The organism is Leucobacter sp. gxy201, assembly GCF_051043335.1.
In the GTDB taxonomy this organism is placed as follows: Bacteria; Actinomycetota; Actinomycetes; order Actinomycetales; family Microbacteriaceae; genus Leucobacter.
Genome location: NZ_JAMXWS010000005.1, coordinates 174,885 through 198,119, shown reverse-complemented (window position 1 = coordinate 198,119; position 23,235 = coordinate 174,885). Strand labels below are relative to the sequence as shown.

24 protein-coding genes and 4 tRNA genes are annotated in these 23,235 nt (G+C 67.7%); 10 read left to right on the top strand and 18 right to left on the bottom strand.

Features of this window, described 5'->3' with window-relative positions:
* Positions 1-67: 67 nt before the first annotated feature.
* The 4 genes from NHL51_RS10185 to recO are packed head-to-tail and all read right to left on the bottom strand — an operon-like array spanning position 68 to position 4,092.
* Complete coding sequence (locus NHL51_RS10185; protein ID WP_434143469.1) at positions 68-1,339, bottom strand: deoxyguanosinetriphosphate triphosphohydrolase; 1,272 nt, start codon at positions 1,337-1,339, stop codon at positions 68-70.
* The gene (dusB, locus tag NHL51_RS10180) at positions 1,332-2,528 is read right to left on the bottom strand and encodes a tRNA dihydrouridine synthase DusB (RefSeq protein WP_434143467.1); all 1,197 of its coding nucleotides are present in this window, start codon (positions 2,526-2,528) and stop codon (positions 1,332-1,334) included. Before dusB ends, NHL51_RS10185 begins: the two co-directional genes overlap by 8 nt.
* Before the next feature lie 20 nt (positions 2,529-2,548).
* Entirely contained in the window at positions 2,549-3,334 is a 786-nt protein-coding gene (locus tag NHL51_RS10175; RefSeq protein ID WP_434143465.1) for an isoprenyl transferase, read from the bottom strand.
* 35 nt (positions 3,335-3,369) lie between these two features.
* The gene (gene recO, locus NHL51_RS10170) at positions 3,370-4,092 is read right to left on the bottom strand and encodes a DNA repair protein RecO (RefSeq protein ID WP_434143463.1); all 723 of its coding nucleotides are present in this window, start codon (positions 4,090-4,092) and stop codon (positions 3,370-3,372) included.
* Between the two features lie 100 nt (positions 4,093-4,192).
* Here recO and NHL51_RS10165 point away from each other — a divergent pair, with 100 nt between their 5' ends.
* On the top strand, positions 4,193-5,014 hold the full coding sequence (locus tag NHL51_RS10165) for a trimeric intracellular cation channel family protein (protein WP_434143461.1): 822 nt from the start codon (positions 4,193-4,195) through the stop codon (positions 5,012-5,014).
* Between the two features lie 13 nt (positions 5,015-5,027).
* On the opposite strand, the gene ruvC is transcribed toward NHL51_RS10165, so the two are convergent.
* The 5 genes from ruvC to NHL51_RS10140 form a co-directional block, all read right to left on the bottom strand.
* Positions 5,028-5,648, bottom strand: coding sequence for a crossover junction endodeoxyribonuclease RuvC (gene ruvC, locus NHL51_RS10160; protein ID WP_434143459.1), 621 nt, complete (start codon positions 5,646-5,648; stop codon positions 5,028-5,030).
* Positions 5,649-5,780: 132 nt separating this feature from the next.
* Positions 5,781-6,545, bottom strand: a complete 765-nt coding sequence (locus tag NHL51_RS10155) for a YebC/PmpR family DNA-binding transcriptional regulator (protein ID WP_434143457.1) — start codon at positions 6,543-6,545, stop codon at positions 5,781-5,783.
* 57 nt (positions 6,546-6,602) lie between these two features.
* Positions 6,603-7,106, bottom strand: coding sequence for an HIT family protein (locus NHL51_RS10150; protein WP_434143624.1), 504 nt, complete (start codon positions 7,104-7,106; stop codon positions 6,603-6,605).
* A 56-nt stretch (positions 7,107-7,162) separates the two neighbouring features.
* Positions 7,163-9,130, bottom strand: a complete 1,968-nt coding sequence (gene thrS / locus NHL51_RS10145) for a threonine--tRNA ligase (protein ID WP_434143455.1) — start codon at positions 9,128-9,130, stop codon at positions 7,163-7,165.
* 54 nt (positions 9,131-9,184) lie between these two features.
* Positions 9,185-9,937 carry a DUF4282 domain-containing protein gene (locus NHL51_RS10140; protein WP_434143454.1) on the bottom strand — a complete coding sequence of 251 codons (753 nt, stop codon included), beginning with the start codon at positions 9,935-9,937 and terminating at the stop codon, positions 9,185-9,187.
* A 403-nt stretch (positions 9,938-10,340) separates the two neighbouring features.
* On the opposite strand from NHL51_RS10140, the gene NHL51_RS10135 reads away from it, so the two are divergent.
* Positions 10,341-10,607, top strand: coding sequence for a hypothetical protein (locus tag NHL51_RS10135; RefSeq protein ID WP_434143453.1), 267 nt, complete (start codon positions 10,341-10,343; stop codon positions 10,605-10,607).
* A gap of 187 nt (positions 10,608-10,794) precedes the next feature.
* Here NHL51_RS10135 and NHL51_RS10130 read toward each other — a convergent pair.
* The 3 genes from NHL51_RS10130 to NHL51_RS10120 all read right to left on the bottom strand — a co-directional run bounded on the left by NHL51_RS10130 (position 10,795) and on the right by NHL51_RS10120 (position 11,083).
* Positions 10,795-10,866, bottom strand: a tRNA-Val gene (locus NHL51_RS10130).
* A gap of 28 nt (positions 10,867-10,894) precedes the next feature.
* Positions 10,895-10,965 (bottom strand) — tRNA-Cys (locus NHL51_RS10125).
* 42 nt (positions 10,966-11,007) lie between these two features.
* Positions 11,008-11,083, bottom strand: a tRNA-Gly gene (locus tag NHL51_RS10120).
* 203 nt (positions 11,084-11,286) lie between these two features.
* Here NHL51_RS10120 and NHL51_RS10115 point away from each other — a divergent pair.
* The 5 genes from NHL51_RS10115 (at position 11,287) to NHL51_RS10095 (ending at position 14,998) form a co-directional block, all read left to right on the top strand.
* Positions 11,287-12,303 carry a hypothetical protein gene (locus tag NHL51_RS10115; RefSeq protein WP_434143452.1) on the top strand — a complete coding sequence of 339 codons (1,017 nt, stop codon included), beginning with the start codon at positions 11,287-11,289 and terminating at the stop codon, positions 12,301-12,303.
* Positions 12,304-12,412: 109 nt separating this feature from the next.
* Positions 12,413-12,485: transfer RNA gene (locus tag NHL51_RS10110), tRNA-Val, on the top strand.
* Between the two features lie 43 nt (positions 12,486-12,528).
* Positions 12,529-12,894, top strand: a complete 366-nt coding sequence (locus NHL51_RS10105) for a hypothetical protein (protein WP_434143450.1) — start codon at positions 12,529-12,531, stop codon at positions 12,892-12,894.
* Positions 12,837-13,970 (top strand): ATP-dependent DNA helicase, encoded by a 1,134-nt coding sequence (locus NHL51_RS10100; RefSeq protein ID WP_434143448.1) that lies wholly within the window; start codon positions 12,837-12,839, stop codon positions 13,968-13,970. Before NHL51_RS10105 ends, NHL51_RS10100 begins: the two co-directional genes overlap by 58 nt.
* 23 nt (positions 13,971-13,993) lie before the next feature.
* Positions 13,994-14,998, top strand: coding sequence for a hypothetical protein (locus NHL51_RS10095; protein ID WP_434143447.1), 1,005 nt, complete (start codon positions 13,994-13,996; stop codon positions 14,996-14,998).
* A 202-nt stretch (positions 14,999-15,200) separates the two neighbouring features.
* On the opposite strand, the gene NHL51_RS10090 is transcribed toward NHL51_RS10095, so the two are convergent.
* Positions 15,201-15,473, bottom strand: a complete 273-nt coding sequence (locus NHL51_RS10090; protein WP_434143445.1) for a hypothetical protein — start codon at positions 15,471-15,473, stop codon at positions 15,201-15,203.
* Positions 15,474-15,860: 387 nt separating this feature from the next.
* On the opposite strand from NHL51_RS10090, the gene NHL51_RS10085 reads away from it, so the two are divergent.
* Both NHL51_RS10085 and NHL51_RS10080 read left to right on the top strand, forming a co-directional pair.
* Positions 15,861-16,331 carry a hypothetical protein gene (locus NHL51_RS10085; RefSeq protein WP_434143443.1) on the top strand — a complete coding sequence of 157 codons (471 nt, stop codon included), beginning with the start codon at positions 15,861-15,863 and terminating at the stop codon, positions 16,329-16,331.
* Positions 16,332-16,652: 321 nt separating this feature from the next.
* On the top strand, positions 16,653-17,969 hold the full coding sequence (locus NHL51_RS10080) for a S8 family peptidase (protein ID WP_434143442.1): 1,317 nt from the start codon (positions 16,653-16,655) through the stop codon (positions 17,967-17,969).
* 471 nt (positions 17,970-18,440) lie between these two features.
* On the opposite strand, the gene NHL51_RS10075 is transcribed toward NHL51_RS10080, so the two are convergent.
* From NHL51_RS10075 to NHL51_RS10065, 3 genes are all read right to left on the bottom strand, one after another.
* On the bottom strand, positions 18,441-19,064 hold the full coding sequence (locus NHL51_RS10075; protein WP_434143440.1) for a hypothetical protein: 624 nt from the start codon (positions 19,062-19,064) through the stop codon (positions 18,441-18,443).
* A gap of 131 nt (positions 19,065-19,195) precedes the next feature.
* Positions 19,196-20,266, bottom strand: a complete 1,071-nt coding sequence (locus NHL51_RS10070; protein WP_434143438.1) for a DUF1266 domain-containing protein — start codon at positions 20,264-20,266, stop codon at positions 19,196-19,198.
* A gap of 147 nt (positions 20,267-20,413) precedes the next feature.
* Positions 20,414-20,683 (bottom strand): antitoxin, encoded by a 270-nt coding sequence (locus tag NHL51_RS10065; protein ID WP_434143436.1) that lies wholly within the window; start codon positions 20,681-20,683, stop codon positions 20,414-20,416.
* A 66-nt stretch (positions 20,684-20,749) separates the two neighbouring features.
* Between NHL51_RS10065 and NHL51_RS10060 the strand changes: the two genes are divergently transcribed.
* Complete coding sequence (locus NHL51_RS10060; protein WP_434143435.1) at positions 20,750-21,469, top strand: DUF1345 domain-containing protein; 720 nt, start codon at positions 20,750-20,752, stop codon at positions 21,467-21,469.
* A gap of 47 nt (positions 21,470-21,516) precedes the next feature.
* Here NHL51_RS10060 and NHL51_RS10055 read toward each other — a convergent pair whose 3' ends face one another.
* Together NHL51_RS10055 and zapE are read right to left on the bottom strand one after the other, a co-directional pair.
* A complete protein-coding gene (locus NHL51_RS10055; RefSeq protein ID WP_434143433.1) occupies positions 21,517-22,134 on the bottom strand; it encodes a type II toxin-antitoxin system PemK/MazF family toxin in 618 nt (205 codons plus the stop codon).
* 2 nt (positions 22,135-22,136) lie between these two features.
* Positions 22,137-23,228, bottom strand: coding sequence for a cell division protein ZapE (gene zapE / locus NHL51_RS10050; RefSeq protein ID WP_434143431.1), 1,092 nt, complete (start codon positions 23,226-23,228; stop codon positions 22,137-22,139).
* Positions 23,229-23,235: the final 7 nt, after the last annotated feature.

The following is a 23,235-nucleotide window of genomic DNA, read 5'->3' as shown; positions in this document are numbered from 1 at the left end:
GAGGCTCCACGCTTCGGAGGAAATCTGGTGCGGCCGCGCCGCTGGTGCGGAACGCGATGCGTTCCGCCTAAACCAGCGGCGCCGTGCACAGCCGCTGGTACCAGGCGATCGCCGACTGGTCGGTGAGCGATGCGACCTGATCGACGATGGCGCGCCGCGCCGCCGCCTCGCTCCCGGCCGCGCGGAAGTCGGCGGCGTAGGCGGGTTCGAGCTCATGCGCCCCCGACTCCCAGAGCGTGTGCAGCAGCTCAGTGAGCAGACCGCGCTGACGCCGATAGGTCGGCCTGCGGCGGTCGCTCTGCATCACGAAGGCGGCGACGATGCCCTTCAGCACGGCGATCTCGGCCTGGATCTCGTGCGGCACGACGATCTCGGCCCCGTAGCGGGCGAGCGGCCCGGGCGCCGCCGCATCGAGCGTGGCGCCGATCGAGCCGCGGGCGAAGCGGCCGATCATCTCGCTCGTGAAGTTCTTGAGACGGGCCTGATGGCGGCGCGATCCGTCCCACGCATCCGACCAGCTGCGGCTCGCCGACATGCGGTCGTACGCGGCGCCGAGGTCGTCGGTCGTGAACCGGTCGTCCGCCCACGCCGCGACCTGCGCGATCAGGGCGCTGTGCCCCGAGCGCGCGGTGAGGAACGCGGGGTCGATGTGCTCGCTGACGATCGCGTCCTCGAAATCGTGCACGGAGTAGGCGATATCGTCGGAGAGGTCCATGACCTGGGCCTCGACGCACTTGCGCCGATCGGGGGCGCCGTCGCGCAGCCAGTGGAACACGGGGGCGTCATCGGCGAAGTAGCCGAACTTCACGCCGCCCGCGGCCCCGCCGGGGCCCGCTTCGTCGAGCGCCCAGGGGTACTTGCAGCTCGCGTCGAGCGTGGCGCGGGTGAGGTTCAGCCCGACGCTCTCGCCGCTCTCGGCGAAGTGCTTGGGCTCGAGCCGCGTGAGGATTCTGAGCGTCTGCGCGTTGCCCTCGAAGCCGCCGAAGCCCGACATCCACTCGCCGAGCGCCTTCTCGCCGTTGTGCCCGAACGGCGGGTGGCCGAGGTCGTGGGCGAGGCAGGCCGTATCGACGACGTCCTGCGACAGCCCCAGCGACGCGGCGAGCTCGCGCCCGATCTGCGCGACCTCGAGCGAATGCGTCAGCCGATTGCGGGCGAAGTCGACGCCGGCGGTCGGGCTGAGCACCTGGGTCTTCGCGGCGAGCCGGCGCCAGCCGCTCGAGTGCAGCACGCGTGCGCGATCCCTCGCGTAGTCGCTGCGCGGCCCCCGGTGCTGCTCGGGCATGAAGCGCTCGGCGTCGCGGGCGCCGTAGCCGGCCGGGGTCTGCGCATCAGCCACCGTCCGAGCCTCCGTCGACGCGCTCGGCCTCGGCCACGATCGCGCGGGCCGCACTGTCGATCGAACGGCTCTGCAGCCAACCGTCGGGCAGGTGCACGCGCTTCGGGCTGCCGGCGCGGCCGCGCTGCCCCTCGGCGCCCTCGCCCGGGTAGGGCATGGAAGCGTCCATGGTCCGGAAGATCTCGTCCATCTGCTCGAGCGACTCGACCGTCGCGAGCGCGCGACGGGTGTCGCCGCCGACGCCGTAGCCCTTGAAGTACCAGGCCACGTGCTTGCGGATGTCGCGGCAGGCGCGGCCCTCGTCGCCGTCGAAGAACTCGACGAGCAGTTCGGTGTGGCGGCGCATGGCGTCCATCACGAACCCGAGCGGCGGCTTCGCGAGCGCGCTCGCGGCCTCATCGGCCGAGATCTCGCCGGCTTCGGCGCGGAACGCCGCGTGCAGATCGCCGAACAGCCACGGCCGCCCGAGGCAGCCGCGCCCCACGACGACGCCGTCGCAGCCGGTCTCGCGCACCATGCGGAGCGCGTCGTCGGCCGACCAGATGTCGCCGTTGCCGAGCACCGGCACGCTCGTGATCGTCTCCTTGAGCTTCGCGATCGCGCTCCAATCGGCGTGGCCCGAATAGAACTCGTTGGCGGTGCGGCCGTGCAGCGCGATCGCCGCGACTCCCGCCTGCTCGGCGGCCCGCGCGGCATCGAGGTAGGTGAGGTGGTCGGCGTCGATGCCCTTGCGCATCTTCACCGTGAGCGGGATGTCGCCGGCGGCGCGCACCGCCTCCTCGACGATCGAGCGGAACAGATCGCTCTTCCACGGCAGGGCCGACCCGCCGCCCTTTCGCGTCACCTTCGGCACCGGGCACCCGAAGTTCAGGTCGATGTGGTCGGCCAGATCCTGATCGACGAGGAAGCGCACCGCCTCCGAGACCGTCTTCGGATCGACGCCGTAGAGCTGGATCGACCGGAGCGTCTCGCTCTCGTGGTGCTTGATGAGCCGCAGCGATGCCGGCGTGCGCTCGACCAGCGCTCGGCTCGTGATCATCTCGCTGACGTAGAGGCCCGCGCCGTATTCGCGGCACAGCCTGCGGAAGGCGGTGTTCGTGATGCCCGCCATCGGCGCGAGCACGACGGGGACATCGAGTTCGATCGGGCCGATGCGCAGGCGTTCGCCGTGCAGAGTCTGAGCAGTCATATCGCCCCCATTCTCGCAGATCACGACTGGGAGGGCGCGTCGATCGCTCCCCCGAAGCGGCGATCCCTGTCATGGTAGATCTGGATCGCCCGCCACAGCTCCTCGCGCCCGAAGTCGGGCCAGAGCGTGTCGAGGAAGACCATCTCGGCGTACGCGGACTGCCACAGCATGAAGTTGCTCGTGCGCTGCTCGCCCGAACTGCGCAGGAACAGGTCGACGTCGGGCAGCTCGGGCACGTACAGATGCCGCTCGATGGTGCGCTCGGTGATGCCGTTCGGCGACAGCCGCCCCGCACGTACCTCGGCGGCGATGCCGCGCACCGCGTCGGTGAGTTCGTTGCGGCCGCCGTAGTTCACGCACATCGTGAGTGTGAGCCCGGTGTTGGCGTGCGTGGCCCGTTCGGAGGCCTGCAGCTCGCTGATGACCGACCCCCAGAGCCGGGGCTTGCGCCCGGCCCAGCGCATGCGCACGTTCCAGGCGTCGAGCTGCTCGCGGCGACGCCGCAGCACATCGCGGTTGAACCCCATGAGAAACCGCACCTCGTCGGGCGAACGCCGCCAGTTCTCGGTCGAGAAGGCGTACACGCTCAAGTGCTTCACCCCGGCCTGGATCGCGCCGGCGACCACGTCGAGCAGCGCCTGCTCGCCCATCCGGTGGCCCTCCACCCGCGGGAGCCCCCGCTGGTTCGCCCACCGGCCGTTGCCGTCCATGACGATCGCCACGTGCTCGGGCGGCGGGCCCGCGAAGCGCGGGGGCTGCGCACCGGTCCAATCGACCGGCACGAGCGAGGAGGGTGCTGGGGGCATGGGACGAGTCTATTGCCGGCGCCGCCGGCCCGAGGTCACCGCTTCGCCGCGCCGTACGAGCGCAGACCGCGTTCGAGGTGGAACTGGGTATAGGCCGCCGTGATCCCCGCCGCCTGCCCCTGCTCGCGCTCGCTGCTCTCGAGCGCCGCATCCCAGTCGCCCCGCGCGAGCGCCGCCAGCAGGGCGATCGACCCCGCGTCGAGCCGCGGCGAGCCCGGTACCCGGTGCGCTTCGCAGGTGACGCCGCCGAGCTGCACCGAGACCGCGGTGTGCGGCCCGGAAGACCCGCAGACCACGCACTCGTCGAACCCGGGCGACCATCCCGCGAGCGACATGGCCCGCAGCAGGTAGCCGTCGCGAACGAGGTCGGCAGGGATCCTCCCCGCCGCGAGCGTGCGCAGCGCACCGACGAGCAGCGCGTACTGCTGCGCCGACGGCGCCCCCTCAGCGAGCCGCTCGGCGGTCTCGACGATCACGTTCCCGGCCCGATAGCGGTCGTAATCGGCGGAGATGCGCGGACCGTACGGCGCGAGGGTCTCCACCTGCGTGATGGTGTCGAGCGTGCGCCCCTCGTAGCACTGCAGGTCGGCGACCATGAACGGTTCGAGCCGGGCGCCGAACTTCGACGAGGTGCGCCGCACGCCCTTCGCGACCGCGCGCAGTAGACCGCGACCGCGGGTGAGCAGCGTCACGATGCGGTCGGCTTCGCCGAGCTTCTGCGTGCGCAGCACGACGCCTTCTTCACGGTACAGGGGCACGGCTCCAGTATCGCGCACCCCGGCGGCGGCGCGCGCTCCGCCCGTCGCGAACCGCGACCGCCCGTGCGCGGAAGCCGGTCGGTGCGCAAGAATAGAGCGCGTGTTCGAGACCTTCAAGATTCCGCTCGCCGCAGACCTCATCGCGGTCGGCACCGGCAGTCTGCAGGGCGCCGTCTTCGCGGCCGGCTTCCGCCGTCTCGACCTGCTCGGCGTCGCGCTCATCGGTGTCGTCTGCGGCATCGGCGGCGGCTTCCTCCGAGACATCCTGCTCGGCATCTCGCCGGCCGCGTTCACGAACAACTTCTACCTGCTCGTCGCGGTCGGATCGGCCCTCGTCGGCATGATGCTCCCCCGGCTCTTCCGCCGGCTCGACCCGCTCGTCAACCTGCTCGACGCGATCAGCATCGGCATGTTCGGGGCGATCGGCACGACGAAGGCGCTGTCAGCGGGCCTGCCCGTCGTGCCCGCGCTGTTCATCGGCACGATCGCGGCGGTCGGCGGCGGCGCGCTGCGCGATGTGATGCTGAACCTGCCGATCGCGGTGATGCACGTCGGTTCGCTCTACGCGGCGGCCGCCCTCGCGGGCGTTTCGGTGCTCACGGTGCTGCTCGCCCTCGGCGTGCCCGTGGTAGCCGCGGGCATCGTCTGCACCGTCGTGACCGCGGTGATGCGCATGCTCTCCGTGAAGTTCGGATGGAGCCTGCCCGAGCAGCGGGCGCTCAGCCGGCTCAAGCTGCGCAAGCAGCGCCAGGTCGAAGAGGTCATCGAGGAGGCCCTGCAGACCGGCACCATCACCATGCCGATCACGATTCCCGGGCTCGACCTGGACGACCTCGACGACCTCGACGGGCTCGGCGAGCCCGGCGGCGACGATTCCGACGACGAGGGGCGCGGCCGACGCCGACGCCGCCGACCCGAGTGACGAGCCGCAGCGCCTACGACCGCGCGCCGCGCCGTCGACCGAGCTTCGTCTCGGCCTCCCGCCACGCGCGCTGAGCCGGAGTCTCGCCCGCACGGCCGCCGGCCGATCGACCCGTGGCCCGCGTGTCGAAGCGCTCCATGCGGCTCGCCGCGCCGCCGCGGCCCAGATGCCAGGCGTGCGTGATCGCGAGCGCGAGGGCGTCGGCCGCATCCGCCGGCTTCGGCGGGGCCTGCAGGCCGAGCAGCCGGGTGACCATGGCGGTCACCTGCGCCTTCTCGGCCGCGCCGTACCCCGTCACCTGCGCCTTGACCTCGTTCGGGGTGTACAGCGAGACCGGGATCCCCCGCTCCTCGGCGAGGTACATGACGACGCCGCTGATCTGGGCGACGCCCATCACGCTCGCCACGTTGTCCTGCGCGAACACCCGCTCCAGGGCGACGCCCGCGGGCTTCTCGCCGTCGAACAGCCGCTCGATCGCCGACCCCAGCCGGTGGATGCGTTCCGGAAGCGGCATGTCGGCCGAGCTCGTGAGCACCTCGACGTGCTCGAACTCCAACTTGCGCCCCGCGCCGGCGGTCACCACTCCGATGCCGCAGCGGGTGAGACCGGGGTCGATGCCGATGATCCGTGACACGTATGCTCCCTCGTCCGCACCGCAACCGAGGGCGGCTGCGGCGCACCTCCGTTATGCGGCAATGGGTCGCGAATCGGGGGCTTCCTTCCCGGAGATCCCCGATTCGCGACCCATTGCTCTCGGCAGTGCCGACTACTCGTCGTTCGCGAGCTCCGACTGCACCTCTGCGGTCAGATCGAAGTTCGAGAACACGTTCTGCACGTCGTCGCTGTCTTCGAGCGCATCGATCAGGCGGAACACCTTGCGCGCGGTGTCGGCGTCGATCTCGACCTTGAGGCTCGGCACGAACTCGGCGTCGGCCGAGTCGTAGTCGATGCCGGCCTCGACGAGCGCGGTGCGCGCGGCGACAAGGTCGGAGGCCTCGGTGAACACCTCGAAGGACTCGCCGTTCGGGGTCGGGACGACCTCCTCGGCGCCGGCGTCGAGCACCGCCATGAGCACGTCGTCCTCGGTCGTGCCCTCTGCGGGAACCGTGATGACGCCCTTGCGCGCGAAGTTGTACGCGACCGAGCCGGGGTCGGCGAGGGTGCCGCCGTTGCGGCTGAGCGCGGTGCGCACCTCGGCGGCGGCGCGGTTCTTGTTGTCGGTGAGGCACTCGATCATGAGCGCGACGCCGTTCGGGCCGTAGCCTTCGTAGATGATGGTCGTGTACTCGACGACCTCGCCCGAGATGCCGGCGCCGCGCTTGATGGCGCGGTCGATGTTGTCGCCGGGAACCGAGTTCTTCTTCGCCTTGTGCACGGCATCGGCGAGCGCCGGGTTGCCCTCGAGGTCGGCGCCGCCGATGCGGGCCGCGACCTCGATGACCTTGATGTACTTCGCGAATGCCTTCGCGCGGCGCGAGTCGAGGATCGCCTTCTTATGCTTCGTGGTCGCCCACTTGGAGTGTCCGGACACCGGAGCACCTCATTTCTCAGTCGTGTTCGTGTCGTTTCAAGTTCGGGTGCGCATGCGTCAGTCGTCCGGTCCGGGGTCCACCGGCCAGGCGGCAGCGATGAGGCGGCGCACGTCGCCGAGCAGTTGCGGCAGCGCTTTCGTCTGCGCGATGATCGGGAAGAAATTCGCGTCCGACGACCAGCGCGGCACGATGTGCTGGTGCAGATGGGCGGCGACGCCTGCCCCCGCGATCTGGCCCTGATTCATTCCGAGATTGAAGCCGTGGCAGGCGAGCACCTCGCGGGTCACCCGCATGGCGGTCTGCGTGAGAGCCCCGATCTCGGCGACCTCCTCGGGGGTCGCCTCGTCGTACTGCGCGATATGGCGATAGGGGCAGACGAGCATGTGCCCGCTGTTGTAGGGGAACAGGTTCAGCAGCACATAGGCGGTCTTGCCGCGCGCCACGATCAGCGCGTCCTCGTCCTCGCGGCCGGGCGCCGCGCAGAACGGGCAGTCGTGCTGTTCGGGCTGATGCCCGTCGGACACGTAGACCATGCGGTGCGGCACCCACAGGCGCTGCATCTCGTCGGGGGTGCCGACCGCGTGCGTCGAGCCGAGATCCTCTACCGCCGCCACTGCTACTCCGTCCAGGCGGTCGATACCTGCTCGTGGCCCGCGATCGAGGCGAGGATGCGCTCGACGGCCTCGTCGACGGGCACGCCGTTGAGCTGAGTGCCGTCGCGGAAGCGGAAGCTCACGGCTCCGTTCGCCCGATCCTCTTCGCCGGCGATGAGCTGGAACGGCACCTTGGCCTTCGTATGGGTGCGGATCTTCTTCGGCATGCGATCATCGGAGTGGTCGACGTGGGCGCGCACGCCGTGCTCGCGCAGCTTCGCGATGATGCCGTCGAGGTACTCGCCGTACTGCTCGGCGACGGGCACGCCCACCACCTGTTCGGGGGCGAGCCAGACCGGGAACGCGCCGGCGTAGTGCTCGAGCAGGATCGCGAAGAAGCGCTCGACCGATCCGAGCAGCGCACGGTGGATCATGACCGGCTGCTTGCGGGTGCCGTCGGCGGCCGCGTACTCGAGCTCGAACAGCGCCGGCTGGTTGAAGTCGAGCTGCACGGTCGACAGCTGCCAGGTGCGGCCGATCGCGTCGCGCGCCTGCACCGAGATCTTCGGGCCGTAGAACGCGGCCCCGCCCGGGTCCGCGACGAGCTCGAGACCCGACTCCTCGCCGACCTGGCGCAGGGTCTCGGTCGCGATCTCCCACTGCTCGTCGGTGCCGACGGACTTCTCAGGATCCCTCGTCGAGAGCTCGAGATAGAAGTCATCGAGGCCGTAGGCGCGCAGCGTCGCGAACACGAAATCGAGCTGGCGCTTGATCTCGCTCTTCACCTGGTCGTCGGTGACGTAGATGTGGGCGTCGTCCTGCGTCAGACCGCGCACGCGGGTGAGGCCCGACAGGGTGCCGCTCTTCTCGTAGCGGTACACGGTGCCGAATTCGGCGAGGCGCAGCGGCAGTTCGCGGTAGCTGCGGGCCCGCGCCCGGAAGATGAGATTGTGGAACGGGCAGTTCATGGGCTTCAGGTAGTAGTCCTGGCCCTGCTTGACCACGTTGCCGGCCGCATCCTCGACCTCGTCGAGGTGCATGGCCGGGAACATGCCGTCCTTGTACCAGTTGAGGTGCTGGCTGGTCTCGAACAACGTGCCCTTCGTGATGTGAGGGCTGTTCACGAACTCGTAGCCGTTCTTGCGCAGCTCCGCCTGCATGAAGCTCTCGATCTCGTGGCGGATGATGCCGCCCTTCGGGTGGAACACCGCGAGCCCCGAACCGATCTCGTCGGGGAAGCTGAAGAGGTCGAGCTCGACGCCGAGCTTGCGGTGGTCGCGCTTCGCGGCCTCCTCGAGGCGGGTGCGGTAGTCGCTCAGCTCGGCCTTCGTGGGCCAGGCGGTGCCGTAGATGCGCTGCAGCATCGGGTTCTTCTCGCTGCCGCGCCAGTAGGCGCCCGCGGAGCGCATGAGCGACCAGCCGTTGCCGATGAGGCGGGTCGACGGCAGGTGCGGGCCCCGGCAGAGGTCCTTCCAGCACAGCTCGCCCGTCTTCGGGTCGATGTTGTCGTAGATGGTGAGCTCGGCGCCGCCGACCTCGACGCTCTCGTTATCGCTGCCGCTGTCGGCGCCGCCCTTGAGCCCGATGAGTTCGAGCTTGTACGGCTCGTCGGCGAGCTCGGCGCGCGCCTCGTCGTCGGTCACGACGCGGCGCACGAAGCGCTGACCCTGCTTGACGATCTTCTGCATCTCTTTCTCGATCGCCTTGAGGTCTTCGGGCGTGAAGGACTCTGCGGGGTCGAAGTCGTAGTAGAAGCCGTCGGTGATAGGAGGACCGATGCCGAGCTTGGTCTCGGGGTTGATGCGCTGCACCGCCTGCGCGAGCACGTGCGCCGCCGAGTGGCGCAGGATGTTCAGCCCGTCCTCGGAGTCGATCGACACCGGCTCCACCGTGTCGGTGTCGGACACCGTGGCCGCCAGGTCTCTCAGCTCGCCATTGACGCGCATCGCGACGATCGAACGATCGGTGAACAGGGTGAAGCCATCGGCCACGGGTGATCTCCTTCAGGAGGGAACTGCAGACCAGTCGAGTCTACCGGCACCGGCTCACGATTCTCGGTGCACGAGCAACGACGTGTTCTGCGCAGTGCGCACCTGCGCGACGACGAGTTCGATGACCACCCGGAGCACGATCACGTTGAGCCCGACGAAGACCCAGCCGAAGAGCAATGCCAGCACTCCGAGGATCACGAACGCACCGCCTCCGTCGTACGAACCGACCGCGGATGCGGCGGCGAAGAAGAACACGACCCAGCCGATCCAGGCGAGCACGTTCAACGCGATGCCGAGCACGTACAGCACCTTCGCGAACTTGATCGAGACGAAGTGCGCGAAGTCGAGATCGAACAGCGCGGCGAAGAAGCCGGGCTCGCCGTTCCTGGCCGGTCGCCGGCCCGCTTGACCGACAGCGCGGGCGTTGCCCGCGTCTCCGGGACCGCGGTGCCGCATCTGCGCGGCCGGGAAGCCCTGCGCCGGATAGGGCTGCGTCTGCCCGTACTGCGCACCGTGCGGCCCGGGATCCTGCTGCGGGAACGGATGCTGCGGGGCCGCTGCCGACGGTGCGGCCGGCATCGGCGATCCCTGTCGCCCCGGGTACGGCGCCCCCTGCTGAACCGGCGCCTGCTGCTGCGCCTGCGGCGCCTGCTGCCACGCCTGCGTCGACCGCTGCGGCGCCTGCTGCCACGCCTGCGCGGGCTGCGACGGCATCTGCGGCGGGCGGCTGACGGTCGCATCGCCGCCCTGCGCCGGTGGAGGCACCGGCGCACCGTTCTGGGGCTTCTCGACGGGCTGGTCGTTCAACTTCGCTCCTTCGGGTCGGTGCACATCCGTGCGCTTCGGCACTCTCCACCCTAGGGGCCGGAGCAGCGCAGGCGTTCCCGGTGGTCACGCACCGAGGGAGCGCGAATGCCCGATCTGGTGCGCAATCGCGCCGTGATTCTGCACTGATCACCGCATTCGCCGAACGCAGCCCCGAGGTGAAGCGGCTCCGGGTCCTCGCAGAAGGTCGTGACCGCGACGCGATAGCACAGGCGGCCCGCCCGGTACCGGGCAGTTCGCGATCAGGGAGGTCAGGAAATGCGCTGACCGCTCGCGATCTCGCCGAGTTCGTGCAACGGTGGAGGAGAAAAGCCTTCAGATCGAGGCCCGGAACGACGCCGCGGGGATACGGACCGAGTCCCAGCAGAATCGAGGTATCGGCACTATGGACGCATTCGAACGAACCGACCGGAGCAACGTCGCCACCGCGAGAAGGATGCGCCTTGGGGCGATCTGGCTCCTGGTGCTCGGCCTCATCGGGACGATGGGGCTCACCGGGCTCCTCATCGAGCTCGGCAACCCGTACCAGGATCTGGGACTGCTGACGAGCTACATCGGCAAAGTCGCGAGCCTCTTCGGGCTCCCGCTCTCAGCGGCGCTGTTCGCCGGATCGATGATCGTTCGTCGCCTCCCGGAGAGGCCCGCCGAGTGACCTCGTGAACGCGCGAACGCAAAAACCCCCGGCAGAACCGGGGGTTTTTCTCTGTGCGCGATACTGGGATCGAACCAGCGCGAGAATCTCGGAGCGAACGCACCGCGTTCGCGATTCTCGCGAGGTCACCGTGTTCGATCGCCCCGCGAACGCAAAAACCCCCGGCAGAACCGGGGGTTTTTCTCTGTGCGCGATACTGGGATCGAACCAGTGACCTCTTCCGTGTCAGGGAAGCGCGCTACCGCTGCGCCAATCGCGCCTATGCAGGCTATTCAGTTATACCAGCGAGGTGGCGACGGGATTCGAACCCGTGTATACGGCTTTGCAGGCCGCTGCCTCGCCTCTCGGCCACGCCACCGGAGTGGTTGACACCACAAGCGGCCGAGACGAACTCGGCCACTGGAGCGGATGACGAGACTCGAACTCGCGACCCTCACCTTGGCAAGGTGATGCGCTACCAACTGCGCTACATCCGCAAATCACCTGCCGGCTTCGTTTCCGTTGCCGTGGCGACCTAGATAACTATAGGGGGGTGCGCCGGGCAGTGCAAATCACGCCGTAATGCCCGGGCGCGCCGCGCCTCCAATTTACGTGGCCACCTGGGAATACACAAGGGAATGCCCCGATTTCCGCAGGGCTTCCTCTCAATTGCGAAGGCCGCGCAGATACTGTTGATGCCATGGCAGATCGGGAGCGCAGCGCCGTGCGCCGCGTATTCACGTGGGCGCTCGTGATCCTCATCGCCGGCGCCGTGGCGATCGGCTTCGCCAATAGGCAGGACATCAGCGACCGGATCCGCGCCGCGTCCTTCGAACCGTCGGCCCGCATCTCCCAGATCCTCGACGATCTGCACCTGACCGATCGCGGCGAACGCATCTTCCTCGCGTCCCGGCCGACGGTCGATGGCAGCCAGTACTTCAACACGCAGTGCGCGGATGTGGAGCATTCGGAGAACGGCCATGTGCTCGGCTGCTACTCGCAGGAGCATGTGCGGCTGTTCGACGTGACCGACGAGCGCATCAGCGGGATCGTCGAGGTCACGGCGGCGCACGAGCTGCTGCATGCCGCGTATGCCCGCCTGGGGCAGCGGGAGCGCGACGCGCTGGATCGCGAGCTGCGGCAGACCTTCGACGAGCTGAGCGCCGGCGACTCGGCCCTCGCCGAACGCATGGCGGTCTACAACCACCTCTCCCCCAGCGCCTACGCCAACGAGCTGCACTCGGTGCTCGGTACGGAGGTGCGCGACCTTCCCGACGCCATCGAAGAGCACTACGCGCGGTACTTCTCGGATCGCGCCGTGCTTCTCGACCGCTTCGACGCCTTCCACGCGGTCTTCACCGACCTCGAGCTCCAGGCCACGGCGCTCGAGTCGGACATGACCGACCTGCGCGCGGATATCGAGCAGCGCAACGCCGACTACGACGCCGCCGTCGCGCAGTTCAATCTCGACGCCGCCGATTTCTCGGCCCGCAACGACCGCTTCGAATTCTCGGGCGATGTCGCCGAGTTCGATCGCCTCAAGGCCGAGCTCCAGACGCGGCGCGACGCGCTGGAGGCCACGCTCGCGCAGCTCCAAGCCGACATCGACGCCTACAACTCGATGCGCGATCAGCTGCGCGACCTCGGCCAGGTGAGCGCCGAGCTCGATGAGAAGCTGAACAGCTCCCTCGCCCCCGTGAGCGACACGCCCGAATAGAGCGGCCGGCAGCCCCGAGTTTCCGCGGTTCGCCCGTGCGGGAGCATCAGGCCGTGCTTTTCCGTGTACTATCGTTTCGGTCGGCACAACGCGCGAGCGCAGTGCCTTCGGGCGATTGGCGCAGCTGGTAGCGCGCTTCCTTCACACGGAAGAGGTCGTCGGTTCGAGCCCGGCATCGCCCACCCAAAGTGTCTTACGGGAACACGCGACATCGAGAGATGTGGTGTGTTCCCGTTTCGCTTCCTTGCCTTCGTCGCCACTGTCGTGGGCTTCGCGCAAGATCGTCGCGAAGGGCTCCGCGAGCGTCGGGCGGAGTTGTTCGTCGTCGGTGATGTCGAGCCGGGTGTAGAACGCCTGGTTCGCGAGCCTGCGGTCGGCGTCGCCGGAGTGCAGGTAGGCGCGGTGCGCATCGGTCAGCAGTCGCAGGCTGTCGTGGAGGAACGCGCGTCCGCCCGTGTGGTGCTCACTGTGCTCGGCAAGGCGACGGTTCACGTCGGCCAGGCCCGCGCGAATACGGTCTTGGTGGCGCTTCAATGTGTCGAGGTCGATGGCGTCGGCGAAGTGCGCCGCGAGGAGCTTGTCGGACTCTGACTCCAGGCGCGCCCGCAGCGGTCGCGTCCGCTGATCCGCTGGTGATCGTTGAAGGAGCTGCGGGCAGCGGGAAGACGACCATGCTTGCCACCGCCATCACCGCTGCCGAGCGGGAGGGACGGTCTGTGCGGGTGGTTGCGCCGACGAAGAAAGCCGCTGACGTCGCGCACCAGGCCCTCGGCGTGCCCGCCAACTCCGTTGCTGCGCTCGTACACGCCCACGGGTACAGATGGAACGGTGACGGCGTATGGACACGCCTCGCCGTCGGTGACACTGACCCGGAGACCGGCCGCACCTACACCGGCCCGCTGGAAGCGGCGCAGTTACTACGTGATGAGCGGATCGTGGTGGATGAGGCGGGGATGCTCGATCAAGACAGCGCGCTCGCTTTGTTCACCGTCGTAGCCGAGCACGGCGCAACACTCGCGCTCGTCGGCGACCGGGCGCAACTGCCCGCCGTCGGGCGCGGCGGGGTGCTCGACATGACTGCGCAGATTCGGGGTCGCACCATCGACATGGCCGAGGTTCACCGTTTCACTGACGCCGCCTACGCCGAACTCTCCATCCGCCTGCGGGGTCGGGATCATCCCGCCGCGATCTTCGAGCAGCTACAGAATCTGGGTCTCATTCAGTTGCACGCCGACGCCGACGATCTGCACGAGCACATCGCCACGCAGCGGCGCGACGGGCAGGCGGTCACCGTCGCCACCAACGACGAAGCCACCCGGTTGAACGCCCGCATCCGTGACCAGCGCGTGCGCGCCGGAACCGTGGACGATCAGGTGACAACGACCGGCAGCGACGGGCTACCCATCGGGAGGGGCGATTTGCTCCAGACGCGAAAGAACGACACCAGCCTGAACGTAGCGAACCGGCAGCAGTGGGTCATCCAGCACGTCGAGGAGGACGGCACCGTCTGGGCGGTCGAGGCCGACAGTGGCCGGAAGCGTGATCATTCGGTGCGCCTGCCCGCCGCCTATACTTCCGAGCATGCGCATCTCGCTTACGCCTCCACCGCCTACGGCGTACAAGGCGCGACGGCGCCCGTGTCACACACATCCTCACCGACGCGCTGAGCGGCCCGGCCGTCTACGTCGGCATGACGAGGGGCAAGGACGAGAACCGGCTACACATCATCGCCGACAACCTGCCGGAGGCGCGGGAGCAGTTCATTGAGGCGATGGAACGCGACCGCGCAGACCGCGGCATCACCGACGCAACCCAGCAGGCCGCAGAGGCCGTGCGTGGGTTGGTTGAAGACGGCCCGGTGAAGCTCGTACGCAACGAAATAGCGGCCCTCGTCCGGCGCGCCGAACACGCCGAAGTCAGCGCCGCGCAGTGGCAGCAAGCCAGTGATGCCCTGGACAAGATGCACGCTCGAAAATGGGCTGAGCGCGAGCAGGCGGTTGAGGCGAACGACGCGGCGAAGCAGCAGCTCGACCTGGTGCGCGCTGAGGTCGCAGAACCGCTTATGGCGCAGGCGCGCGCCGCGCTCACCGACTGGCAGGACGCGGACAGTGCCGAGCAGACCGCCCGCGCGAAAGTACGAACGGCGGGGAGGTTCAAGAAGCGCCGCGCCACCGCCGAGCACGACATCACCCAGACTGTCGCCCGCGACGCGAAACGACGCCTCACGAAGACGTGGGGAGAGCCGCCTCGCTGGAACCAGAGTCAGGCGGCCTGGGCAGAGCGCGTCACTCAGCACAGAGTTGATGCTGATCCTCGCGTGGTTGAGGCCGAGCAGCGGCGCACCGACACCGGGCAGGATCTTCACACGGTGATCGAGTCGAACCCGTGGCAGAGCATCAGCGTCTACGTCCGCATCTTCGGCGACGAAGCCGTGAGGAGGAACCCCGGCGGTTACGTCGACGCCCGACCCGCTCGGCAGGCCGAGGCCGCGACCCGCACCGCCCAGCAGGCTCGCGCTGAAGCCGCGACTCTGCGCGCTCTCACCCCCGCCGAGGCGGTCGAACGAATCAAGCAGACCCGCGCCGCCGAGGAAGCCAGACGGGAGACCGCCCGCATGCTCGCAGAACGCGAACGCCAGCCGTCGCGTACGCCCCACGGTATCAGCGCCCAGAGCGGACCGGGTCTGGGACGGTGAAGTATCCGAATCACTACCGTCGGCGGCCTGCGTTGATCAGTCATTGTGAAGCGAAGGGCCGTCTGATAATCAATTGCGAAAGTCGCTTGATATGCCCCGGGGCAGGTTCGGTCTTTCGACAACGTCCAGCGCCTTCATGCCTCTGGGAGCGGCGTCGGGGCCCGAACTCAGGCCGATGCAAGCACGGGCGCGAGTGTTTCATTCAAGTCAGGATGCGGATGACACGCACCACGAACAAGCCCACAGAGACGATCAGCTCAAGGTACGCGAGCACGACGCCGAGAATGCTCGCCCGCCAGAGTGGTCCAGAACGGCGGGCCGCATAATGACCGATGATCACTGCGATCAATCCGGCAGCGATCGCGATGAGGTAGCTGACCGGCCCCCCGGGCATGGCGAACAGCACTACGATGGCGAGTACCCCGGCAGCCAGAGCAGCGATGTGTGCGGCCTTGCTGTTGGGAGCATGTGTCATATCGGAGAAGTTTAGCGACGGAGAACGCCACGCACGGGATGCGCATCCCGACCGTCGGTCAGCGTTGGGTTCACGTGCCGCTCCATGTTGGCAAGGATGGTGAGAACCGGGTGCGGAACGCTGCGAACAGGTAATTCGAGCTGGTCATTGGACATTCCGAGAACGCGGCAGATTTGGAAGCTCCGAATTGGATGGGGGCGACGTTCACGAATTGCGTTGAGGAGGCGTTCGGCGGTTGTCTCCGAGAGCCAGCTGTTCGCAGGCTGGCTTCTGCGGACACCCCGATAGAATCGTCTTGACTATCTGAGGAGTCTGGGGCCTCGGTTTTTCTGATTTCAGATCGCGGTATGCCCAGCTTGTGCCGCCTAGTATCGGAAAGCGTTATGCATGGATAACAACAGCACCGAGAACGACAAACGCGCTGTCCCTAAAGCGCCCAGGCGGTGGAAGCGTCCCGCATATGTCGTTGTCGTTCTGGCGGCGATGATCATGGTGATGGTCGTGTGGTTTCGCATTCCCGAAGTACAGGTGGAGTCGTTGTCCGCGGAGGGCGAGTTTCACTCGTTCGCATGCGCGAACGGAGGCTCGTTCAGATGGGATCCTCCTAAGGTGGTGCGCGGCCAGGAGGTGAACACTGACCCGAACCCGCTACTGCTGCCCTTTAACCAGCAGATCCTTGGCCTGAACATCGACTCGCTTCGGACGGAGGTTGTGTGCGGGAAGGCTCGTGACGCGCACACGAACACTCTCATCGTGACGACCTTCGCTGCGGGCGTGATCCTGTTCTTCGGGTATCACGGGCTCTGGACGCGTCGTGCCGACGAAGAATCCTCGCGAATCCGCGCGCAGCGCGCTTAACCCCGGACCATCTTCCATGAAGAAACCAGCCATTAAGCGCGCCACCCGGCGACCCCTCATCATTGTCGGCATCTTCTTTCTCGCTCTGGGTGTTCTGTGCGGGGTAGGGATCGTCTTCGGGTGGGTGCGTGCGGGCGGAGACCCGGCCTTCCTATTCAGCACGAAACGCGGAGGCATGCCGATCTGGCTCGGGACAATCTGGGCCGGCGCTTGGGGAGCGCTCTTCTGCTGGCTCGGAGGGAGAGCGCTGCGGGACGCGTGGTACTCGCGCGCAGGCGACGACACCGCAGCAGGCACGCACAGTCAAGACAGAGAGAGCGAATGAACGACATCACACATCTGGACGATGAGCGGGATCGCTCTGCAACGCACACCGGTGCTCGTGCGCGGACACACAGGGCGCTCCGGACGAGGGTTCGTCGCTTTGTCGCGCCGGTTGCTCTCAGCGTGGCCGCTCTGCTGGTGAGTGCGCCGGTAGCGGCATCCGCAGATGACGTGAACCCGCTGTGGTATTTCGAGCAGATGGGGGTGCAGGCCGTTCATGATGCGGGTATCACGGGCGAGGGCGTCACGATCGCGGTGCTCGACGGAAAGTTCAACCCGGATCTGGTGACATTCGATGGTGCCGATATCGAGTTACGCCCGTTGGAGGGGTGCGAGCTCGAATCAACGAATAAGTTGGATGCGGGACATGGTTCGGACGTGACATCTCTGATTGTCGGCAACGGGACCTCGTCGAGCGGCGCTGGAGTAAAGGGCATCGCTCCGGATGTCCGCGTGCTGTATTACAACGAGCTCGATATCGAGTGCCATACTCACCTCTCGTTCGACGTGACCCTGCAGGATGCCATCGATCAGGGTGCGGACATCGTCAGCATCTCCGGTACGTTCGGGGCGGCGACGCCTGAAGGCCAGAGGGCGCAGCGCGAGCTGATGGCTGAGGCGATGCGCGCTGGCGTGATCTTCGTCACCGGGTTGCCAAACGCCTGGGGCGTCGATTCTGGCATTTTCGATACGACAAGCGGTGTCGTGAGCGTTGCCGCGGTGGACGCGGCAGGCGATATACAGCCCAATAATCTAAAAGACGGACCGTTGCTCAACGAGAACGTCGATGTGGCAGCGCCGGGCCTCGACGTTGCAGGCGTGCAGGAGGCTGCGAGCGCCGATGGGTGGGGATACGGGTACTGGAGCGGCAATTCTGCGGCGACACCACTCGTGTCCGGGGCGCTGGCGTTGACAAAGCAGAAATGGCCGGACGCGACTTCGGCTCAGCTGCTCCAGTCGTTGATTCGAAATGCCGGTGATGATGCGGAAGAGATGGCGTGGAACGACGCTGTCGGGTACGGCGTTATCGATCTGCTGGCGATGATCGCGACGGATCCGTCGCAGTATCCGGATGAGTACCCGCTGTTCCGCGACGATCAAGAGCTCTCCTATGACGAAGTCTTCGCGGAGCCGGAACCAGAGCCTACGCCTTCTTCGGAACCGGCCGCTTCGGGTGCGGATTCCGTGATGTGGATGCTCGCTCCTGTCATCGCGGTTCTCGTGCTCGGTGCGATTCTCGTACTCGCCCTCGTGGTCATCGTCGTCATCGTCGTGATACGTCGACGACGACGGAGAACTGGCGATGGAACGTGATGGTCTGAACGAGACGTGTGCGCAGGTCTGCGTATAGCAGTGGAGTTCTCCATAGAGGACCTCCCATCGGTCGTTGAATCCATGCACCAGAACGCGCTACCAAGGTTCGCGGTGCGAGGGATTGATATCAGTCCAACTCCCACGCCATCACCGCGTCTTTGCCCATACGGTGCCCCGGTGAACACCGAACCGCTTCGCGAGCGTTTTCACGCTGACACCGTGCTCGCGGGCTGTTCGCATAGCGTCCACTTCGGTGCCGGTGAGTCGTGTTCGAGGTCGTTTCTTTGGTTCCGCCGATGCCCCGATCAGTGCGTCGTCAGCCTCGCCTACTGCATCGCCGCCGCGCTGAGACCCTTGATTCCATGCGGAAACAAGCTTCTGAACCCGTTGTCGGCTGTTCCCGCAACGCTCCATTGCTTCCACCGATCAGAAATCCCCCGCTCTCAGAACGGGGGATTTTGTTGTGAGAACTTAGCGCTTTTCGGCGAGCGGCCACTGGACTTCGTGCCACGGGCCACCGGGTGCGTAGAGCATGCGCATGTCGGCCCGGAGATCGAGTGCGCCGCGCGAGCTCGCCCGGGTTTCGGCCTCGATGAGCGCGGTGCCAAAGCCGAGCCAGTCTCCGCAATCCTCTCGCAGCGGTGCGGCAGCAGTCGCGAGTCTACGACGGGCCTGGCCGGCGCTGACGTGCCGCGCGGCGACGCCGAGGCGCAGCAGCATCGCGAGCCTGGCGACCAGCATGGGCCGCGCGTCGACATCCGGCGCGGCTGCCGCAACGCCTGAGGATTCGGCGCTCTGCGTCCGTCCTGCTGCGGACAGGCGGTTCAGCTGCTGCTCGAGAGCGGCGACCGAACCGCGCCATTCGTTCCCGCGCACCGCATCCCAGCTCTGGGCAACGCCGAGCAACCGCCGACGCCAGTCGTCGCCGCAGAACGCAGGCACGAGGCTCCAACGATCATGCAGCAGGCCCGCCTGCTCGACATACAGGGCGGCGAGACCGAGCAGCCATGCCTCATACGGATCGACCACCGTAAACGCCCGGGCCGATCCTCGCAGATCGGCAGGCGAATACCCGTGGGTCTGCGCGACGTTCACAAGCCCCGGCCTCCAATCTCCACGGCGCTCCCTGCGCCGGGACCACCACACGATCGCGAGAAGGATCATTGCAAGAGCGATGATCACGATGACCCACGGCGTCCATTCGCCGCGGGCGAAGCGGACCGGGTTCACGGGCGCTGCTCGAGTCTGGCTGCGACGGCATCGTCGATGAGTACGGCGAGCGCTGTCGCGGAAAAGGGATCGACCTCGAGCGCGCTCTCGTCGAGGAGATCCTCGGCGACCAGCGCATCAGCGATCAGCACCCGACTCGGTGTGATCCGCTGGCTCCAGGGCACGTGCGCCCAGGGCCCGCGCTCGGGGTCGAGCAGCGCCGCCTGGCGGCTTGCGTCGTGCGCGTCCGACTGCTTCGCTTCGAGTCCGGTGACGCCTTCCCAGAACCAGCGGGCGGTCACGAAGTGCTCGCCGAGTTCTTGCCAACTCGAATAGCTCTGCTGCAGCTGCGCCGACACGAGATTGAGGGTATCGACGGCCTCGGCTTCGCTCAGCCATCCGAGCGAATACCCGGCGCGGGTCAGCATGGCAGCGCGCACCAGATCCCACGCTTCGAAGTTCGCATCGCGAATGCCCCGCGCATTGCCGCGCAGCTGCAGCACCCGCCAGCCCTGCTCTTGAGTCCTCTCATTCGAGTCCGCGGCGGCTCTCCGGGAGAACTCCGCAGCTTCCGCGTCGCTGAGGCTTTCGGCCTGCGCGATCTCGAACTCGAACTCGACGCGGTGTCCCTCGCGCAGAATCCAATGCAGACGACTCAGCAGCTGCGGGCGCGATCGAATGCCCCAGGCCTCCTGCAGTCCCGAAGCGGCGTTCTCGAGATCGCGAAATGCCAGGCGATCCCACGGGTCACCGGTGCAGATGCCGAACACGGCTGCGACTGCGAGCGGCCAGTGCAGGTCGTTCGGCGAGAGTGTCGTCGGATCCTCGCTCCATTCGACGCGGTGATGTTCTGCGTAGTCTTCGGGCCGAGTCCAGGTCTTCGACTGTTTCGCTGATGCGCCGGATCTGCCGGGCTTGCCGGGCCTGCGCATGTCGGCCGCGGAAGTGCCCCCGGGTTTCGACCTGCGCAGCATCGCCCAGACGATCGTCGCGAGCAGGAGCGCGAGGACGGCCCAGAAGATGTATGGACCGATTCGTTCGCCGAGCGGTTCGTCGGTGATGGCCAGCAGAGGCGTCATCGCGTTCATGGCACCAACTTAGCCCGACGCGGGCGCAGGCGGTGCGAACGCCGGGCGTGTCAGCGGCAGACGCAAAAGCCCCGCACGATTCACCGTGCGGGGCTCTGCAGCGGATCGCCGACGTTCACCGGCGGCGACCCCTGGACTCTCGAGCCGTTACTCGTTGCCGATCTGGCCGTCGATGTTCTTGCGGACGTCCTCGACCTGGTCGGCGAACTTGCCGCCGGTGACCTTGTTCGCGAGGTCAGCGGCGCCGCCGAGAATCTTGTCGCTGATGCCTTCAGCCTGCTCGCTCTTCAGCGCATCGTTGACCTTGTCCGCGTTGTCCCGCGCCAGGTCCGCGGCCTTCTTGCCCAGATCCTCAATACCCATGTTCTGCGTCCTTTCGAATGAATCGAGACTTGCCGAGCGGTACTGCGTGCTCACTGGTCATTATTCCGGTTCGACGGTGCAACCGGAAGAGCCGGTGCCGCTGACCGTAAAATGTTGACCATGCCTGCTCGCCCTTCTCGCGTCGTTCCGCTGCGCTACGACGACGGCTTCCGCGCCGCGATCACGATGCTCGTCTCGACGCCGCTGCCCTTCGCCGTGCTGCTCATCGCCGTGCTGCAGCGCGGCCTCGAAGGCGCGACGGCGCTCCCCTACGCCTTCGCGGCGATCTGCTTCATGTACTCCGGCTTCTCGGTCATGTACCTGATCTGGACCCACCGCGCCTTCACGCGCACCGATCCCGGCACAGTGAACCGTATCGCGGCGATCCAGCATCGCCGGGGCCCGAGCCGTCTCGCCCGCACCCTCGGGTTCGCGCGCGCCGAGGATTGGGCCGTGTTCGCCGCCAGCACGGCGCTCATCATCTCGATCGGCGCGACGACGGTGAGCGCCGGCACCCGCGGCATCTGGCTGCCCGCGCTCGTGCTCGTCACGGCCGCGACGGCCTGGGCGACGATGGTCTACGCCTTCGCCCTGCGCTACTTCCGTCTGCACGCGGGCGGAGAGGAGATCGTCTTCGACATCAGGGAGACGCCCGAGTTCATCGACTTCGTCTCCATGTCGGTGATGGTCTCATCGGTCGGGGCGCTCTCGGCGGGGTCGCCGCGCACTCGGGCGGGGCTCGCCGTGGTGCGCACGCACACCTTCATCGCCTTCGCCTTCAACGCGCTCGTCGTCGCGATGATCGTGTCGCTCGTGAGCGGCCTCGTCACGGCCGGTTAGGGCCGCGCCCGAAGCCCGGGCCGTGGTCCCGCCTGAAAGACGGCGCGTCAGCCGCGGATGCCGTGCAGCGCCGAGATCGCCGCGACCGCCGCATCGAACGGCCCCCGTGCCAGCACATGCCCCTCGCGCCGCATGCCCTCGTCCGAGATGCGCAGCACGCGCTCGGGCGAGAGGAAGCTCTCGCGCCCCTGCGGGTCCCAGCCGCCCGAACCGATCGGCACGAACCCCCGGTGCTGCTTCGTGCTCAGGTAGCAGCCGGCGGTCGTGTGCGCGTCGAGGCGCGCGATGATGAGCACGGGGCGATCCTTGCCCCGCCCATCGTTCTCGACGTACGGCACCCAGGTCCAGACGATCTCGCCCGGGTCGGGGTTGCCGTCGGGCGCCGGCGCGTAGCTCGGCTTCAGGCCGCGCACCGCCGCGGGATCGAGTTCGCGCGTCGCCGTGCCGCCCGACCGCCCGGGGCTGTCGAGCACTGCGGAGGCGCCGCTCGCTCCCGCGCCTGCCGCGACCGTCTGGGTGCGCAGCCGCGGCTTCGGACCGGACGACCTCGGAGCGGGCTGCGATGCGCTCTTCGTGCTGCGTCGCACCTCGCGCCGCGCCTCTTTCGCGAGACCCGCGACCAGCACCGACACGATCGAGCGGATGATGCCCTGCCCCTTGCCCATGCCTACTGCACTCCGTTCGCGGTGAGCGCGTTCAGGCGCGACATGCATCGCTGATACTTCTTGCGGTAGCCGCCCTCGAGCATGCCTCCGCCGAAGATGGAGGTGAGGGGCGTGCCGGTCGCATAGATCGGGATCTGCGCATCGTAGACGCGGTCGATGAACGCCACGAACCTGAGCGCCGCCGACTGGTCGGTGAGCTCGTGCACATCGCGCAGGCCGATCGCGCGCACGCCCGAGATGAGCCCGATGTAGCTCGAGGGATGCACTGTCGCCAGATGGGCGATGAGTTCGGAGAAGTCGTCGTCGGTCATGCGGTCGCCCGCGGCCGCCACATCCGCGAGCGCGAAGCGGTATGCGTCGTCGGAGAGCGCGACGGCCTCGCCCTCGATGTCGCGCTGGCGGTAGTCGACGCCGTCGATGCGCACGGTCGCGAATCGATCGGACATGGCCTGGATCTCGCGCATGAAGTCGGCCGCGGCGAAGCGGCCCTCGCCGAGGGCGTTCGGGGGCGTGTTCGAGGTCGCCACGAAGCGCGACCCCGATGCCGTGAGCTCGCCGATCAGACGGGTCATGAGCATCGTGTCGCCCGGGTCGTCGAGTTCGAACTCGTCGATGCAGATGAGCTTCGCGCCCTGCAGCACGCCCACGGCGCCGGTGTAGCCGAGCGCGCCGACGAGCGCCGTGAACTGGATGAAGGTGCCGAAGTATTTGCGCCCGGGCGTCGCGTGCCACGTCGCGGCCAGCAGGTGGGTCTTGCCGACGCCGAATCCGCCGTCGAGGTAGATGCCCGGCTTGTCCGTACCGACTGCGGGAGTCTCGGCCTGCTGCTTCCTGCGCCCGAAGCCGAAGAGCCCGCCGCGCGGAGCGGCCGGTGCCGGCTTGCCGAACGCGCGCAGCAGATCGCGGGCCTCGGCCTGCGACGGGTACTGCGGGTCGGGCCGGTACGAATCGAACGAGGCGTGGTCGAACTGCGGCGGCGGCACCAGCGAGGCGACGAGGTCGGCGCCCGAGATGCTGGGCCTCCGATCGACGAGTCGCGACGAGCTGTGCTGCTGGGCTGGGAGCGCTGTGGGTGCGGTGTTGTCTGCGGGCATCAGCGCT